Origin of the sequence: Saccharomonospora marina XMU15 (genome assembly GCF_000244955.1) — a bacterium.
GTDB classification, from domain to species: Bacteria; Actinomycetota; Actinomycetes; order Mycobacteriales; family Pseudonocardiaceae; genus Saccharomonospora_A; species Saccharomonospora_A marina.
Map to the genome: position 1 here is coordinate 4,283,922 of NZ_CM001439.1, position 16,927 is coordinate 4,300,848.

Below are 16,927 nucleotides of genomic sequence, written 5' to 3' on the forward strand. Positions count from 1 at the left end.
TCGGGTCAAGAAGAATTTCTGACCCGAATCAAAAGCGCTCGGCCGGAGTCGCCACGAGCCCACCACGGCGGACCGCCGACTGCCTACTAAGAAGCACTTAAAAGACCAGCTCACACGCTACTAAGGCGATCCTGGATGCCGCCAGGGCAGGCTGTCCTGAGCGGGGTTTCTGAATCCTTCAAGGCGCCGGTTTTAGTAGCCGCGTCCGCCTACTAAGAAGATCATCCTTGTTCTTTTCTTGTCCTTTTCTTGTCGCCGCCCTGGCGTCCTGACGGAGCTGATTCACCAACTCCAGTCAGGAGCACATCAATGACGAACGACGAGATTGTGTCCGCACCTATCCGGCCCGATCACGAGGGGCACGAATGGTTGCCGCTGGACACTGCGCGCGACGCCTTCGGGTGGCTGGTCACTGGGCCGAAGCCGATGGCCGTGGACGGGGCTCGGTTCGCCGGGTTGCCGCGGCGGCCGGTGCCGCTGGACGAGCTGCGGGACCGGGTGATGAGCAAGCAGTGCCCGCATCGCACCCAAGACGACGTGTGGGCGCATTTGGTGCTGCGTTCCCGCGCGCACGGGGGCGCGTGGACAGTCGCGTGCGTCGGGATGGCACTGCCGTCGCTGGCCTCGAGTTCCCGGTGGCTGGCGGCGCGGTATCCGCTCGATCGCGCAGATGTCCACGCGGCCGTCCTCGCCGGATTCGTCCAAGCGTTGGCGACGGTGGATCTGACCGATCCCGGGATCATCGCCCGGCTGCACTTCGCCGCTCGCCGTGCCGGGCAAGCGGCGCTGGAAGCGTCTCTGGACGCCCCGCTGCCGGCGGGCTCGGGCTATCACTCCGCGGCGCCGCGCCCGCCGTACGGGCACCCCGACTTGGTGCTCGCGCGGGCGGTCGGTGAGCAGATTCTCACCCCCGCCGAAGCAGACCTGATCTCGGCTACCCGGCTCGGCGAAACCTCGGTGACCGACTGGGCGCAAGCCCACGGCACTGCGCTCAAGACCGCGTTCAAGGCGCGTGATCGAGCCGAGGACCGACTCGTCACGTGGCTGCGCGATCAGCTCGCCGACACCGACTCCGAAGACCCCGTCGCCGACGCAGCGGTCGCCGCTCTGGGCGTCGACTCGCCGGACGCTCCCGCCGAGGAAAAGCCGCACTTGTCACGCGCTGTGAGCGGTCGTCTGCGCAACGGCTGGCCGACCGATTCTAAAAAATCGTCACGGGCGGTGTCGAAAAACGACCCGAAATCCGGCTTCTTGGGGTGCGGGGAGATCCCACCCAGCTCTCCGCGTACCGCCGAGCACGAGCCGACTTCGGAGGTGCGCCGATGCGCGTGACACCCCATCCCCAAACCCAGCACACCACCGCGCCGCCGCGCTCCCTCGCGTCGAGCGCATCCGAGCAGAACCGGCCCCGCACGGGCGTCGCCGGCCACTCGCGACCGACAGCACACGCGGATGCCGCACGTCCACGTCATCGGACCTCTCTGGCGCGACCGGTGCGCCGCGCGGTGACGCGCTCGGTGGCCTTCGCGGTACTCGGCGCGGTCCTGTTCAGCTCGCTTACCGCGGATGCGGCGCAGGCTTCCACACAGGTGCTCGCGATCGCGAGCAGCGTCGGGCAGGTCTTCGACAACATCAGGAATTGGTTGGTCGGGATCCTCGCCGGGTTGGCGACGGTGTTCCTCACCGTCGGCGGCGTCCGGTACCTGATGGCTGCGGGTGATCCCGGGGAAGTAGAGAAGGCCAAGCAGTCGTTCAAATCGGCGGGCTGGGGCTACGGGCTGGCGGCGCTGGCGCCGCTCGTGGTGGAAATCCTGCGCGGGATTGTCGGGGCCTGAGGCCATGGCTGCGACCCGACACCCGCGTGTGCCCGAGCCCGATCGCGGCGAGCCCGGCACCGGCGCACGCCCGGCGGAGACGGTGCGCCGGGAGCGGGTCCTGCTCGCCCCGCCAACCTCGCAGCGCACCGGGCGCGGTTCCCGGCGGCGGCTGGTCTGGCTGCTGGCTCTGGGGCTGACCGTGGTGCTCGGCGGTGCGCTGGCTGTCAGTGCGTGGGCCTCGTCCGGCGCACCCCGGCAGCCGGGCACGCAGCAGGCGGCGCTGGCGCAGCCCGCGGCGCAGCAACCGCCACCTCCGTTGCCGCTGCCGCCCAACCCCAGCGACACGTGTGCCCCGAACTCGCCGGACCCGACGTGTCACTTTCCGACCGGCACGCCGCGCCCGTCGGTCCCGGCGACGCCGCTGCCGCCGATCACCGAGCTGCCGCCGCCGACAAGTTGCTTCCCCGGCCAGATCGGGTGCACGCCCGGTGGCCCGACCACGGCGCCGCGCACGACTGCGAACCCGCCGTGCGCGGGTGAGGACTGCATCCCGCAGCCCACCCCGCCGCCGAGCACGAGTACGCAGCCGGGTGGCCCCAGCACGGGAAACGGCGATCCGGATTGCGGGCTGACCAACATCACCGACTGCATCGCCAAGGCGATCAACGGGGTGTTCAAGGATCTGGTCAATGCCGCGCTGTCGCCGATCCTGGAGTTGCTTGGCCACACGGCGCTGACCACGCCGACACTGGATCAGCTTCCCGGTATCGGCGAGCTGTGGAACAACTCGTGGCAGATCGTGCTGGCCTGCTACGGGATGCTGATCCTCGTCGCCGGGATCGTGGTGATGTCCCACGAGACGGTGCAGAGCCGGTACTCGATCAAGGAGATCGGCCCGCGGATTCCGATCGGGTTCCTCGCCTCCGCGCTGTCGTTGTTCTTCGCGGAGAAGTTCATCCGGCTGGCCAACGCGCTGTCCGCCGCCGTGCTCGGCGACGGGGTGAATCCGCCGTCGCTCGGGTCGACCCTCAAGGACGCGGTCGAGGGCGCGGTGTCCGGCGGGTTCTTCATGATCCTGCTGGCGCTGGTGCTCGTGGTCGTCGGGATCGCCCTGCTGATCGTCTACGTCGTCCGCGTGGTCATCACGTTGATCTTGATCGTCACCGGGCCGCTGTTTCTGATGTGTCACTGCCTGCCCCACACCGACGGCATCGCCCGGTGGTGGTGGAAGGCGCTCGGGGCGACGCTGGCGATCCAGGTTGCCCAGTCGCTGGTGCTGATCACCGCCGTGCGGACCTTCCTGGCCGGCGGAGTGCATCTGTTCGGCTCGACGCTGTCCGCGCTCGGCATGCTCATCGCCGCGATCGCCTTGTTTTACATCTTGTTCAAGATTCCGTTCTGGTTCCTCTCGGCCACCAAGATCGGCAACGGCCGGTCCTTCCTCGGCGGGCTCGCGAAGGCGTACATCGCGGCGAAGACGTTCGGGATGGTCGCCGGGAAGTCCGGCGGGCTGGGCAAAGCCGGCGCGGTCGCCGGTGGCGGAAAAGGCGGTAAGGGCGGTGGGGGCCGCGGCGGTGCTGCTGCCGATCCGCCGTGGCCCGCGCAGCCGCGGATCGCGCCGACACCGGAGGCGGTCAACAAGCGGTTGCAGGCGGCCTACGACGCCGACCGCGCCCGTGCTGCCCAGCAGCCGCGCCCGCCCTCGCAGCGACCGGAGTTTCTGCAGCCCGGTCCGCAGGAGACCACCCACGACCCGGCCGTCACCCCGGCCACCCAAGGACCCGTCATGCCCGAATTCAGTTCCGCATCCAAGCCCGCTACGGCGGTCCCGCCGCCCGCCGGGCGGCGCAGGCAGGCCGCGACGGCACCCCGGTTCCAAGCTCCCGGTGCGCCGCGCCGCGCGGGCACCGGAGGTTCACCGGTGCGGCCGGTCGCGGTGGCCGCGGTTCCGCCGCACTTGCGGTTCCAGCCGCCGACGCCGGAACCGCCCCACGCGTCCCAGCCGGTCAAACCAGCGGCCGTGCCACCCGCTGCCCCGGTGTTCCGGACCGCGCACCCGCAGCCGCGCATCGGAGACGCCCGCCCGCGCACGCCGTCGGTGCCGCCGGTGACGTTCCGGGCGCCGACCACGCCACCGAAGTCCGTGCCGAAAGCCCCGCCCCGTGGAGGTGAGAAGTCATGACCCAGCCCGTGCGCATACCGTCCGATGTCGATCGCGAGGATCGCGTCCTGGCCAACCTCACCGCTCGCCAGCTGGCGATCCTCACGGTGACCGGGATCGTGCTCTACGGCGCCTGGACGCTGGCCCGCGGTGTGGTGCCGCTGCCGGTCTTCCTGATCGTCGCTGTTCCGATCGGGGTCACGGCGGCGGTCCTGGCGCTGGGTCAGCGCGACGGCATGAGCCTGGACCGGCTCCTGCTCGCCGCCCTTCGCCAGCGCCTGCAACCCCGCCGCCGAGTCGCCGCTCCCGAAGGGGTGCAGCCCGCGCCGGAGTGGCTGACCAGCAGCATCACCGCAACCGATGCCACCGGTGCCGCGAGCGCATCGGAGGTGTCTCCGGCGGCGCTGCGGCTGCCCGCGGAAGGGGTCACCGAGGCCGGTGTCGTCGACCTCGGCCCCGACGGGGTCGCGATGGTCGCAGTGGCCTCGACCGTCAACTTCGCGCTCCGCACGCCCGGTGAGCAGGAGGCCCTGGTCGCGTCCTTCGGCCGGTATCTGCACTCGATCTCCGCGCCGGTACAGGTGCTCATCCGGGCCGAACGCCTCGACCTGACCCGGCAGATCAGCGACCTGCGCGAGGCAGCGCCCGGGTTGCCGCATCCGATGCTCGAAGCGGCGGCGCGGGAGCATGCGACCTACCTCGACCAGTTGCGCCGCTCCACCGATCTGCTGCGCCGCCAGGTGCTGCTGGTGCTCCGCGAGCCAATCCGGGCGACGGGGCCGACCGACGGGCTCGGCGGCGCGTCCCCGCTCGCCGCACTGCGGGCACGACGCGCCCGCAGTCGGGACGGCGAGGTTACCGAGACCGCGCGGCGCTCGGCGGAAACCCGGCTCGTACGCAGGTTGGGCGAAGCCACCGAACTGCTCTCCCCGGCCGGGATCACGATCACGCCGCTGGACGCCGGGCAGGCCACCGCCGTGCTGGCCACCGCGTGCAACCCGGACAGCCTGATCCCGCCCTCGGCGGGTCTGGCCGGCGCGGACGAGGTGATCACCACCGCCGCCGCAGACCTCGACAACGAGCCACCAGTCCATCACCGAAGCACGCCCAGCCGGGACTGGCGCGGCCAGAACACGTCGCCGGAATCGACGGCCCTGGATGAATGGGAGGGCGGGGACCTATGAGCAGGAAGTTCAGCCGTACCCGAGGCCGCGGGACGCAGCACGCGAACGCCCCGTTGGGCAGGGCCAGCGCGTTCACGCCGGATTCGCTGTCGGTCGCACCCCGGCACCTGGAGATCGGCGGCGAATGGGTCTCCTCCTTCGCGATCACCGGCTATCCCCGTGAAGTCCACGCGGGGTGGCTGCAGCCGCTGCTGTCCTACCCCGGCCGCGTCGACGTGTCGCTGCACATCGAACCGATCGACCCGGTCACCGCCGCCAACCGGCTCAAGCGCCAACTATCCAAACTGGAATCCGGGCGGCGACACACCAGCGAGAAGGGGCGGTTGCTGGACCCGATGGTCGAAGCCGCCACCGAGGACGCCTACGACCTCTCCGCCCGCGTCGCCAGAGGCGAAGGGAAGCTGTACCGGCTCGGGCTGTATCTGACCGTGCACGCCACCAGCGAAGCCGAACTCGGCGAGCAGGTGGCCGCGGTGCGGGCGCTCGCGGCATCGCTGTTGATGAACGCCCAGCCGACCACGTACCGGTCGTTGCAGGGCTGGGTGGCGACCTTGCCGCTGGCGCTGGATCTCATCGGCATGCGCCGGACCTTCGACACCAGTGCGCTGGCCGCCGCGTTTCCCTTCACCAGCCCCGATCTGCCGCCCGCTGACCCGACCAGCGTCGCCGCACCGGCCGGTGTGCTGTACGGGTTCAACGTCGGATCGCAGGGTTTGGTGCATTGGGACCGTTTTTCCGCGGACAACTACAACGCGGTGGTGCTCGGGCGTTCCGGTGCGGGCAAGTCCTACCTGGTGAAGCTGGAAACCCTACGGTCGCTCTACCGCGGGGTCGAGGTCGCGATCATCGACCCGGAGGACGAGTACCGGCGGCTGTGCGAGGCCATCGGCGGTACCTACATCCACCTCGGCGACGCCGATGTCCGCATCAACCCGTTCGACCTGCCGATCGCCATCAGGCCGGACGGGCGTCGCACCGCCCCCAAGGACGCCCTGACGCGCCGGGCGCTGTTCCTGCACACCGTCATCGGAGTGCTGCTCGGCACCGAACTGTCCGCGCAGCAACGCGCCGTGCTCGACCGGGCGATCATGGCCACCTACCAGCAAGCCGGGATCACCAGCGACCCGCGGAGCTGGGGCAGGCAGGCGCCGTTGCTGGCGGATCTCGCCGCAATCCTCACCGCCACCGGCGATCCGATCGCCACGGATCTCGGCTCCAGGTTGCACCCGTTCGTCGAGGGCGCGTTCTCCACGATGTTCTCCGGGCCGACCACCACGCGGCCCGAGGGCCACCTGACCGTGTTCAGCCTGCGTGACCTGCCCGACGAACTCCGGCCGATCGGCACGCTGCTCACGCTGGACACGGTGTGGCGGCGGGTGTCCAACCCGGCCATCCGGCGGCCGAGGCTGATCACCGTCGACGAAGCGTGGCTGCTCATGCAAGACCCTGCCGGGGCGCGTTTTCTGCACCGGATGGCCAAAGCAGCCCGGAAACACTGGGCGGGCTTGACGATCGCGACCCAAGATGTCGGCGATGTCCTCGGGACAGACCTGGGCAAGGCGATCATCGCTAACGCCGCGACTCAGATTTTGCTTCGCCAAGCGCCGCAGGCGATCGACGAGATCGTGGCGACCTTCAACCTGTCCGAGGGCGAGAAGCAGTTCCTGATTTCCGCGGACAAGGGACAAGGTTTGCTCTCGACCGGGACGCAGAGAGTCGCGTTCCAGTCGCTGGCTTCGCCGCAGGAAAATGCGCTCATCACAACAGATCCGGCCGAGTTGGCGCAGTACGCGGAACACGAATCTAGCACGGACGACGGCGCTGCGTTTGTAGATCTCGGCGTCGACGACACCGAGCTGACGCTTGATGCGGACGCTGACGGTCACGTCGACCTCGGCAGCGCTGCGTAACCCGCCCCACCGCTGCGGATCGCTTCAACCACAACGTTTCTGCTCGTTTCTTGCACCATGACTGACCGCCTTTGCGAGGTGTCGTATGTCTTCTTCCGCCCACGTAACTACGATCCCGGCGCGGCCAGCCCGGTTGCTGACGCAGAACCGGGAGATGCGCGCAATCGGTGTCTGGAACTGGACTCTGCCTGCGCTGGCCGCCCGGTTGCCCGACGGGCGGACGCAGGTGACCTGCCCGGCGGCGAGCGCGTGTACTCGGATCTGCTACGCGCGCAACGGAACTTATCTTTTCCCTGCGGTCAAAGCCAAGCATACCGCCAATCTCGCGTACGTTCTGGACGATCTTCCCGGTTGGACAGAGGCGATGATCCGCGAACTGTCGGCGCCGCGCCTGGCCGGGAAATTTGTCAGGGTGCACGATGCGGGCGATTTTTTCAGCGATGCCTACACTTTGGCGTGGTGTCGCGTGATGCACGCCTGCCCACAGGTGACGTTTTACGCTTATACCAAGGAAGTTCGCCGCTTCAAAAGGCTGATCGAACCTGACCCGCCCGAGAACTTCCTGTGGGTGTACAGCTACGGCGGCAAAGAAGACACCGAGATTGACCCCGACCGTGACCGGGTCGCCGATGTGTTCCCCGACGAGGACGCCATCACCGAGGCCCCCGGGTGGTCGTCGCAGGAAGCCTCGGATCTGCTCGCCGTGCTCGGTCCGCGATTGGTCGGGGTGCCCGCGAACCGCATCCCGCAGTTCCTCAAGCGGATGGGCGGGCGGCGGCTGTCGGAGTGGCAGGCCGAGATCGACGCCGAACGAACACGAAAGCGGCGCCGTCATCTGCGACTCGTGCCCAACGACCCGTCCGCGCCTACCTCGATGCCGGAAGGCCAATCGAGCGCGGACGACGCCGAGCGACACGCGGCCTGAATCCGCGTCCTTTCGACTTTTCCTTGCGAGAGAGGGGATTTCTGATGTCATCCACTCAGTCTGTTGTCGCTTCATCGAGGACTCTTGCGTCACCGTTGCAGGACTACCTCCGCGATCCCGGTGCCGCAATGCGCGCTGTCGTCACGGCACTGCGGGAATTCGCGCTGTCCTGGGGGCCACTCGTCGGGCCGGCCGTGGCGCTTGTGGTGGCGGGCGTCGTGGTCGGGCGACGGTGGTGGGCGCGCCGGTGTCATGACCGGATGGCCGCCGACGCCCGGGTGGTCACCGTGCTGGCTCCGCCCACGGTCGATCCGGACGGCGCGGCGGCCTTGTACTCCAACTTGGTTGGGCTGTTGCGGTCCGGCTGGAAACGGCGGATGCACGGCCAGCCGCACATCGTGTGGGAGTACGTGTTTTCTCATGCCGGGGTCGCCTTGCGGCTATGGCTGCCGGGCGTCGTGCCACCCGGCATGGCCGAACGCGCCATCGAGGCCGCCTGGCCCGGCGCGCACACCCGCACTGCCCCGGCCAAGCCGCCGATCCCCTTGTCCAACCCGCCGGGAAAAGCGGTCGAGGCCGTGGGCGGCGAACTGCGCCTGGCCCGCAGCGAGGCACTGCCCATCCGGTCGGACTTCCCCGCTGATCCGGTCCGGGCCTTGCTGGGCGCTCCGGTCGGCATGGCCACTCACGAACGGGCCGTGGTGCAGATCCTCGCGCGCCCGGTCACCGGCGCGCGTGTCCGTAAAGCCCGCCGAGCCGCCCGCCGGGTCCGCGCGGGCAGCTCGGCCCGGCTGGCCGCGCGCCTCCTGGATCTGATCACTCCGCACAGTGGATCGCGCAAGCCCGGCACGACCGCGAAGCGGCCGGTCGTCGATCACCAGACCTCGCTGGAAACATCGGCGCAGGACCGGGTCATCGTGGCCAAGCAGCGCAGCTCCCAGTACGAGACCCGCATCCGGTACGCCGTGGCCACCTTGGTCGACGAGCACGCGACCGGCGCGGAGCGGGCTCCGGTGCGCGAGCACCTGCGCGGACGCGGCCATGCCATCGCCAGCGCGTTCGCGGCTTACAGCGAACACAACTACTACCGTCGCGTCCGGCTCACGAACGCCGTCCGGGCCGTGGCCGAACGACGCCTCACCTCCGGTGATCTGCTCTCGATCGCCGAGCTGGCCGCGCTCGCGCACGTCCCGACTGACGAGGCCGTGCCCGGCTTGCAGCGCGCCGGAGCGAAGGCGGTGCCGCCGCCACCGGGGATCGCCACCGAGGGCCCGGGAGTGAAACCGATCGGGATCACCGACTCCGGTCACTCCCGGCCGGTGGGGCTGCGCGTCGCCGACGCGCGTCATCACCTGCACATTCTGGGCGCGACAGGGTCGGGCAAGTCCGAGCTGATGGCGCGACTGATCCTCGACGACGCAGACGCCGGCCGCGGCCTGGTCGTGATCGATCCCAAGGGAGACCTGGTCGCGGACACCCTGATGCGGCTGCCCTCGCGGCTCGGGGAGAAGGTGGTGCTCTTCGACGCCGACAGCCGCTCCCGCCCGCCGGTGCTCAATCCGCTCGAAGGCGACGACACCGCCCGCACCGTGGACAACCTGGTGTCGATCTTCTCCCACGTCTACGCCTCCAGCTGGGGGCCGCGGACCGAGGACATCCTGCGCTCCGGTCTGCTGACCCTGCGCGAGCTGCCCGGCACGCCCACGCTGACTGATCTGCCGAAACTGTTGACGGTGCCCGCTTTCCGGCAGCGTGCGCTCGAACAGATCTCCGACGATGTCCTGACCGGGTTCTGGCACTGGTACGACGATCTGTCCGATGCCAGCCGGGCGCAGGTCGTCGCGCCCCTGATGAACAAACTCCGCGGCCTCTTACTCAGGCCATTCGTGCGGGCATCACTCGCCGGTGGCGAGTCCACAGTGGACATGGACGCGGTGCTCGACGGCGGGATCTGCCTGGTGCGCCTGGGCAAAGACGCCCTCGGGATGGACACCGCGCGACTGATCGGCTCGATCGTCGTGGCCCGCACCTGGCAGGCCGCCACCCGGCGCGCCCGGATACCGCAACGCGACCGCCACGACGCGTCGCTCTACATCGACGAGTGCCACAACTTCCTCAACCTGGCATACCCGATGGAAGACATGCTCGCCGAAGCCCGCGGCTACCGCATGTCGATGACGCTCGCCCACCAATACCTGCGCCAGCTCCCACGCGAACTGGAGGAAGGCATCAGCACCAACGCCCGCTCGAAGATCATTTTCTCGGCGTCGCCCGAAGACGCCCGGGACCTGTCCCGGCACACCGCGCCCCGGCTCTCCGAGCACGACCTCGCCAACCTCGGCCGGTTCCACATCGCCGCGCGGCTGGTGCTCGACAGCGAGGAAGCTCCCCCGTTCACCGCGGTCACCGAGAAACTCCCGCCCGCGATTCCCGGCCGGGCCAAGGAGATCCGTCGGCTCGCACTCGTGAACACCGAGCCTCCCAGCACGCCCGAGCCGGCCGAGAACGTCCAGCCGGCGGCGTTCGACCCGCGCCGCGCGGCCTGACCCACCCAGCTTTCCATTTGCCCGCAGGGCGTTCTCACGTCCTGCCGTACTGGAGGTGCACGATGGTGAGCAATCCCACCCCGCAGCGACAACTGCGGGCACATCGACCGGAACGACCTGTGGCGCGCGTGCTCAACTCGGCCGAGCATCACGCGTGGCTGGCCCGGCATCTCACCGACCGCGATCGGTGGCTGTGCCGGATGTTGTTCGAGCACCACGTGCTCACCAGCACCCAGATTATCGATATTGCCTTCACCGGGCGCCGCGGGGCGAACCTGCGCCTGCGCAGCCTCTACCAGTGGGGTGTGGTGGCCCGGTTCCAGCCGCATCGCGATCGCGGATCGCACCCGATGTACTACGTCCTCGACACCGCCGGGGCGGTCGCCCTCGCCCGCGAGGACGGCATCGATCCCAAGGAGCTGGGCTACAGCCGTGAGCGCGAGATCGGACGCGCGTTCTCGCTACAGCTGGCGCACACCGTGGGCTGCAACGGGCTGTTCACCACCCTGATCCGCCGAGCGCGTCAGCCCGGTGCCGCTGGTGTGCTCGCGGCGTGGTGGTCGGCCGCCCGGTGCGGCCGGCACTGGGGCGACATCGTCACCCCGGACGGCTACGGCCGCTGGCGTGAGGCAGGCCGGGAGGCCGAGTTCTTTGTGGAGTTCGACTTCGGCACCGAGCAACTGTCCCGCCTGGCGGGCAAGCTCGCCCGCTACGAGCGGCTGGCCGAGGTCACGGGCATTACCACACCCGTGCTGGTGTGGCTGCCCAGTGCCAGGCGCGAGGTCAACGCACGCAGGGCGATGGCCGAGGCGTTGCGCGGTCTCGACCGGCCTGCACGCGTACCCGTGGCGACCAGCAGCGGCGAGGCCGCGGCGGATCCGCTCGATATGGCCGCGCCGCGCTGGCGACGGCTCGACGAGTCCGGCACTGCCGGTCGAGTGGCGCTGGCTGACCTGCCCACCCTCTGGCCGAACCTGCGCGCCTCGGCCCCCAGCGGTGGGCAGCGTCCGACGGCCGCCACGCCCGCCACCGCACGTCCAGAGGTGGCCCCGCCCTCGCCGATGCCCCCGCCCGACCCCGCGCATCCGTGGAGGTGATGCGTCATGGGCAAGATGGCCGCCGCCGGTGCCGGGTTCGTCGTCGTGATCATGCTCTTCATCGGTGGCGGCGCTATCGCTGTGGTTCAAGCCGTATTCGGCAGTTCCAGCAGTTCCGGCGGGGGCATCAACTGTGCCCCCGCCGGGGCGAGCGCGACCTCGGCAGCGGGGTACGGACCGCAGGAGATGGGCAACGCGGCGACAATCGTCGCTGTCGGCAAACGGATGAACGTGCCCGAACAGGGCTGGGTCGTCGCGATCGCCACGGCGCTGACCGAGTCTCAACTGAAGAACCTGAACTACGGCGATCGCGACAGTGTCGGCCTGTTCCAGCAACGGCCCTCGCAAGGCTGGGGAACGGTCGCACAGATCATGGACCCCACCTACAGCAGCGAGCAGTTCTACCGGCATCTGCTGGCACTGCCGAACTGGCAGAACATGCCGGTCACCGTGGCCGCCCAGACCGTACAGCGATCGGGCTTTCCCGACCGCTACGCGAAATTCGAGCCAGCAGCGCGCCAGATCGTCGGGGCCGTCCAAGGTGCCACCTGCACGACCAGTGCGACGACCGGCGGCTGGACGACCCCCACGAGCGGCACCTGCACGTCCACATTCGGGTACCGCGGCAGCGAATTCCACAAAGGACTCGACATCGGTGCACCCATCGGCACGCCGATCCTGGCAGCCAACTCCGGCACGGTGATCAGCTCAGGCCCTGCGTCCGGCTACGGGCTGTGGGTCCGCATCCAGCACGGGGACGGGATCGTGACAATCTACGGCCACAACGACCACAATCTGGTCCGCGAAGGACAATCCGTTCAGGCCGGCCAGCCCATCGCCGCGGTCGGAAACCGAGGGGCTTCCACCGGAGCGCACCTGCACCTGCAGATCGAGGCCAACGGCCAAGCCGTCGACCCTGTGGAGTTCTACCGGCAGCGAGGAGGCCAGCTCTGCCGATAGGCGCGCACAGCCGCGTCGCCTGGGAAGAGCCTTCGTGGCGTTCCCGGAGCGTTCCGACGTATGACCCTGGTCTCCGACAATCGTCCAGACGCGTGAGTCCGGCTACTCGTCGGCCGGAGTGCCTTTGAGGTGGTTGTAGAGGTTCGCGCGGCTGAGGCCGACCTCCTTGGAGATTCTGGTCTTCGGCACACCAGCCTTGTCGGCTTCCCGGATGTCGGCGAGCCGTTCGGCGCGTTCGACTTTCAGCTGCTTGGACAGGATTTCTTTCATCTCCTGCAGCGAGCTTTCCACGTCCCGGATGCTCTCCAACGTGGTCTCGATCGCTTCCACGCGGTGTCGGCGGGCGCGCAGCTGCGCGATGTGCTCGTCCTTGTCCATCTGCGGCCCTCTCTCGCGTGGCCAGGGTTGACCGATCTCTGGGCGTGGCTGACCATCTGTTTGCCGCCGAGTCGCCCTAGACACCTTACCGAGACAGCCCGCGGTCAGCAGGGGTGTGTCGTGACCAGCGATTCCTGGTCACGACACCCTGCTGACCTGGTCCAACGGTTCCGGCGAGTCATCGGAGTCCGCGGGTGGCGGTGACCTCGTCGGCGCAGGTGACGGCGGTGGCCATCCCGGTGCGCAGCAGCTCGTTGGTCCCGGCAGACTTCGCCGAGGTGATCGGTCCCGGGACCGCGTAGACGCGGCGGCCGAGCCTCGACGCCGTACGCGCTACAGCCAGGGCCGGGCTGCGTCGGCCGGCCTCGACGATCACCGTGGCCTCGCTCAGCGCGGCGACCAGGCGTTGCCGTGCGTAGCCACGAGTGCGGCGAGGTTTCGTGCCAAGGGGGTACTCGGTGACCAGCACTCCGCCGGAGTCGGTGATCGCCCGCAAGAGCGGACCGTGGTCGGCGGGATAGTTGACATCGATACCGCACGCCAGCACGACAAGGCACCGGCCGCGTCCGGAGGTGCTCAGGGCACCCCGCAGCGCGTGCGCTTCGACCCCGAACCCGGCACCGTTGACAACGGCGATGTCCCGATCGGCGACGCCCCGCCCGAGTTCCGCAGCGACGTACTCGCCATACGGGCTGGCCGCCAGCGAGCCGACCACGGCCACCGGGCCAGCGGTGAGGACTCCGAGCTGCGGGTCACCGCGCACCCACAGGCCCAGCGGCGCTCCCGTGCCGGAGGCGGCCAGGTCGTGCGCCGCCGCGCTCGGCCAGTCGTCGTCCTCGGGGGTGAGCAGCCTGGCATGCCCCGCCTCGAGCGCGGCGAGGTCGCCGCGTAGATCGGGTTCAGGCTGTGCGACCTCGGCGAGCACCGCCGGGGGTGCACAACCGGCGCGGATGCGGTCGGCGGCCTCCACTGGGCCGTGGACTGCGGTGTAGGCGCCGACGGATTGCGTGGGTGGCTCAGTCGCGCGCATCAAGAACAGTCGTGCGCGGACGATGTCATCGGATGCAGGCATGGCGAACCTCAATCGTTCTCAGCGTTCGTGACACGAACAGCGGACTATCGGAACTCGGGAGGACTCAGAACAGGAACTGTCCACTAAGGATTCGCGCCCGTGATGATCTCCGCCATCGACATGTCGTTGCGGAACCGATGCCCGATCTCGTCCTCGATCCGGGCGTACTCGGCCGCAAGGTCGGGCCGAAGGCGGGCGGCGCGCAGGAGATCCGCGCGGCTCCCGAGAATGCACAGAGAGCACGACAACCGGGTCATTCCGGCGTCGTAAGCAGGGTGGTAGGGCACACCGCTCGCGCGAATGTGTTGCCATACCTCCGTTTCGGACCACTCGTGGATGGGCAGCCACGTGCAGACTTCGCGTCGACCGTTGCTCGCGGTGTGATCCGGACTCAGCTTCGCTTTCTTCAACCGTGCGCGAGACTCCTGGGCACGCAGCCCCATGCAGTTGAGCACCTGAGCGGGCCGGTCGATCGCGCCTAGCTCGTTCACTAACTGCGTGACGAGTTTCCTTGCTGGGCCAAGCTTCTGGTCAGAAGTGCAGTAGCGAGCTGTGGCCGACGGCCAGCGCCCGCGCTGGCGGACTTGGGTCAGCAGGTCTCCCTGCTCGCGGTGGCGCTCCTCGTATCGAACACCGTAGTGCAGAGCTTGCCGCCTAGCGAGGTCCGCGGTTCCTGGCCACTCGACGCGCCCCAGCGCGCAGTGCAGGACCGTGATCCGGTCCAGAACTCCCGCGTCAGCCGCGCGGCGGCAGACGACGTCGAGCATCGCCTGGGAATCCTTGCCGCCACTGGAATTCAGGATGATGTCGTATTCGGTCAGGTTCGGATCATCCGTCTTTTCGTGACAGTCGTGGTGGCCCATGCGCGATCACCCGACGATCTCGATGCTGTCGAGGCGGCGCACGTGCTCGACCTCGTCGTCCTCGACAGAACACATCGCGTCGTCGAGAACAGTCGGGTTCTTCTGCAGCAGGTCCCGCAGCTCTTCGATCGTCGCGGTCACTGCGAGCTGCTGGCGAGCGCGGTCCGCGTCTTGGTTTACGGCTGACGGATCGGGCGTGAAGACGGCGCGGGCTTCGTCCACCGTGAGTGTCATCGCGAACTTCTGCATGAATGTCCACGAGATACGGAATTTTTGGGCGCTCATAAGGATCTCCAATCAGGACAGCGGGCCTGTGGGGATGACATCGGATGCCATCCCCACAGGCGGATTTTGTCCGTGGTTCTTACGCGGGATGCTGGCGGGGCTTCTCGGTCGGCCGCGACGGCGGGGCCTGGCCTACTTACTCGTTGTTATCCAGCCGGAGCAGTTCGGCCAGCGCCTCCGGCGCCTTCTGCGCAGCCGGTGAGAACGCGGACGTGGTCGCCGATGGTTCGGAGGCTTCGAGGGCTTCCAGCTTCCGTCGCACGGCCGTGAGCGACTTGTACGGGTGGCCCGTGGCTCCATGGTCCTGGGCCGCCTGACTTTGCAAGTAGGAAACCATGGTCGCGGCCTCCGTCGCGCTCATCTCGAAGACGGCAGTGGTCGCGGTCAGCCGGACTTTCGCCGCCTGCTCGCTGCTCATCGTTTCCCTGAGCGCCCGAACATTATCGTCGGTGAGTTTGGTCAGTTTCACTTCGGTCATTGCTGTTTCCTTTCTTTCTTCCGTTTCCGCCGGGCCTGTCGCTGCCCGGCGGCTATCGATCGCAGCCGATCTCGGCCAGGTAGTCGTCCCGGCCGTCGCTGATGGCGGCGGCGAGATCGATGTCGAGGGCGTCGGCAAGGTGGTGCAGATCTGCGAAGAAGTCGCCCATGAGGGCGTGGAAGGTCTCGTAGCCGCCGCCGACCTGCGCGGAATAGGCGTTGATGGCCGTTGCCGCGAATCCGGCCTTGCGGGTGTTGTCGTGAACGATGTCGTCCTGGTTGGCGGTGTCCCGCGGCTCGCCGTCACCTGCGAACATCGCCGGGTCTAGTTCGTCGATAGCGACAGGCCCGAGTGGACGTACGCGATTTGACTTGGCATGCATGGCTTTCCTCTGTTTCCGCTGTCGTTCGATCTGTCATCTGCGTGGCACAGCCGCGCGGTTGAAGGCATGGCTGCGAAAAGCAGAGGGGGCCGTCAGGGACGGCCCCCTCCTGCCCGCGATGGCCGGGCCCCGCATCGCGGTCGGCTACCGGCCCGGTCAGTCCGCGCGCTCCCACTCGAAGGTGGCACCAATCGAGAAGCGGCCGTCCTCGGCGGCGGTGATCCGGTCAGGCAGGTATCCGTCTTCGCCGATGGCCTGGTGGTCGACCATGACGATCGTGCCGCCGTCCCAGTAGGCGAGGTCAGATCCTTCCGGGTACTTGCGGGCGGTGTCGCTGATCCAGGCGACGACCACCTCGGCCACGGTGCGCCGGAAGCGTGGGCATCCAGCCCTGCTCCACCCATGGATCTCCGAGGCGAGCGCAGGGAAGGCGGGGTCCGTACCGTCGATGTTGATCGTGACCAGGATTTCGTCGTCCTCGGGCACGAGCCGGGCGGAGTCGGCCAGCAGACCGGCATCAGCCTGCGGATCGGTTGGCGGAGCGGTGAGTTCCCAGCACCACCCGCGATAGCCGATCGCGTAGCGGTTGTTTTCGTCCGGCTCGATCCGGTCCGGCCTGTGCTCCTCGGTTTCGAGGACCGTCAGCACGTCGCCGTCGAAAGTGGCGGTGTCGGGCCATTCGTCGGGGTCGTGGTCGTGCATGGTGTTGAGCCACAAGGCAATGGACTCGGCGACAGTGCGCCGGAACCGGGGCACAGCGAATCCGTTCCAACGCTCGTCTTCGATGGTTGCTGGGAACGCCTGTGTGGTGTCGGCGAGGGCGACGTACACCTCGCCGTCTGTCGCGGTGAGATTCGGTGTGAACATGG

At 68.6% G+C, this 16,927-nt stretch carries 16 protein-coding genes; 9 read left to right on the top strand and 7 right to left on the bottom strand.

All coding sequences use genetic code 11. From position 1 onward, the window contains the following. The first annotated feature begins 309 nt into the window (after positions 1-309). The 9 genes from SACMADRAFT_RS20275 (at position 310) to SACMADRAFT_RS20315 (ending at position 12,600) form a co-directional block, all read left to right on the top strand. Complete coding sequence (locus SACMADRAFT_RS20275; RefSeq protein WP_009155711.1) at positions 310-1,332, top strand: hypothetical protein; 1,023 nt, start codon at positions 310-312, stop codon at positions 1,330-1,332. Further along, complete coding sequence (locus SACMADRAFT_RS31330) at positions 1,323-1,835, top strand: pilin (RefSeq protein WP_009155712.1); 513 nt, start codon at positions 1,323-1,325, stop codon at positions 1,833-1,835. The genes SACMADRAFT_RS20275 and SACMADRAFT_RS31330 overlap by 10 nt, the downstream gene beginning before the upstream one ends. A gap of 4 nt (positions 1,836-1,839) precedes the next feature. Next, positions 1,840-3,999 (top strand): hypothetical protein, encoded by a 2,160-nt coding sequence (locus SACMADRAFT_RS28645; RefSeq protein ID WP_009155713.1) that lies wholly within the window; start codon positions 1,840-1,842, stop codon positions 3,997-3,999. Next, entirely contained in the window at positions 3,996-5,162 is a 1,167-nt protein-coding gene (locus tag SACMADRAFT_RS20290; RefSeq protein WP_009155714.1) for a PrgI family protein, read from the top strand. Before SACMADRAFT_RS28645 ends, SACMADRAFT_RS20290 begins: the two co-directional genes overlap by 4 nt. Then, the gene (locus SACMADRAFT_RS20295) at positions 5,159-7,072 is read left to right on the top strand and encodes a VirB4 family type IV secretion system protein (RefSeq protein ID WP_009155715.1); all 1,914 of its coding nucleotides are present in this window, start codon (positions 5,159-5,161) and stop codon (positions 7,070-7,072) included. Before SACMADRAFT_RS20290 ends, SACMADRAFT_RS20295 begins: the two co-directional genes overlap by 4 nt. 85 nt (positions 7,073-7,157) lie before the next feature. After that, on the top strand, positions 7,158-7,997 hold the full coding sequence (locus SACMADRAFT_RS20300; protein ID WP_009155716.1) for a GP88 family protein: 840 nt from the start codon (positions 7,158-7,160) through the stop codon (positions 7,995-7,997). A 44-nt stretch (positions 7,998-8,041) separates the two neighbouring features. Beyond that, the gene (locus SACMADRAFT_RS20305; protein WP_009155717.1) at positions 8,042-10,543 is read left to right on the top strand and encodes a type IV secretory system conjugative DNA transfer family protein; all 2,502 of its coding nucleotides are present in this window, start codon (positions 8,042-8,044) and stop codon (positions 10,541-10,543) included. 62 nt (positions 10,544-10,605) lie between these two features. Further along, a complete protein-coding gene (locus tag SACMADRAFT_RS20310) occupies positions 10,606-11,640 on the top strand; it encodes a replication-relaxation family protein (protein WP_009155718.1) in 1,035 nt (344 codons plus the stop codon). A 6-nt stretch (positions 11,641-11,646) separates the two neighbouring features. After that, complete coding sequence (locus SACMADRAFT_RS20315) at positions 11,647-12,600, top strand: M23 family metallopeptidase (protein WP_009155719.1); 954 nt, start codon at positions 11,647-11,649, stop codon at positions 12,598-12,600. Positions 12,601-12,702: 102 nt separating this feature from the next. Here SACMADRAFT_RS20315 and SACMADRAFT_RS20320 read toward each other — a convergent pair whose 3' ends face one another. The 7 genes from SACMADRAFT_RS20320 to SACMADRAFT_RS20350 all read right to left on the bottom strand — a co-directional run bounded on the left by SACMADRAFT_RS20320 (position 12,703) and on the right by SACMADRAFT_RS20350 (position 16,925). Next, positions 12,703-12,978, bottom strand: a complete 276-nt coding sequence (locus SACMADRAFT_RS20320) for a helix-turn-helix domain-containing protein (protein WP_009155720.1) — start codon at positions 12,976-12,978, stop codon at positions 12,703-12,705. Positions 12,979-13,156: 178 nt separating this feature from the next. After that, a complete protein-coding gene (locus SACMADRAFT_RS20325) occupies positions 13,157-14,050 on the bottom strand; it encodes a DNA-processing protein DprA (protein WP_009155721.1) in 894 nt (297 codons plus the stop codon). 83 nt (positions 14,051-14,133) lie between these two features. Then, positions 14,134-14,913, bottom strand: a complete 780-nt coding sequence (locus SACMADRAFT_RS20330) for a phosphoadenosine phosphosulfate reductase domain-containing protein (RefSeq protein WP_009155722.1) — start codon at positions 14,911-14,913, stop codon at positions 14,134-14,136. A 6-nt stretch (positions 14,914-14,919) separates the two neighbouring features. Beyond that, positions 14,920-15,198 carry a hypothetical protein gene (locus tag SACMADRAFT_RS20335; protein WP_009155723.1) on the bottom strand — a complete coding sequence of 93 codons (279 nt, stop codon included), beginning with the start codon at positions 15,196-15,198 and terminating at the stop codon, positions 14,920-14,922. Positions 15,199-15,334: 136 nt separating this feature from the next. Next, a complete protein-coding gene (locus tag SACMADRAFT_RS20340) occupies positions 15,335-15,676 on the bottom strand; it encodes a hypothetical protein (protein ID WP_009155724.1) in 342 nt (113 codons plus the stop codon). 52 nt (positions 15,677-15,728) lie between these two features. Then, positions 15,729-15,992 carry a hypothetical protein gene (locus tag SACMADRAFT_RS20345; RefSeq protein ID WP_050998196.1) on the bottom strand — a complete coding sequence of 88 codons (264 nt, stop codon included), beginning with the start codon at positions 15,990-15,992 and terminating at the stop codon, positions 15,729-15,731. A 222-nt stretch (positions 15,993-16,214) separates the two neighbouring features. Then, positions 16,215-16,925 carry a hypothetical protein gene (locus SACMADRAFT_RS20350; protein WP_009155726.1) on the bottom strand — a complete coding sequence of 237 codons (711 nt, stop codon included), beginning with the start codon at positions 16,923-16,925 and terminating at the stop codon, positions 16,215-16,217. Between the last annotated feature and the right edge of the window lie 2 nt (positions 16,926-16,927).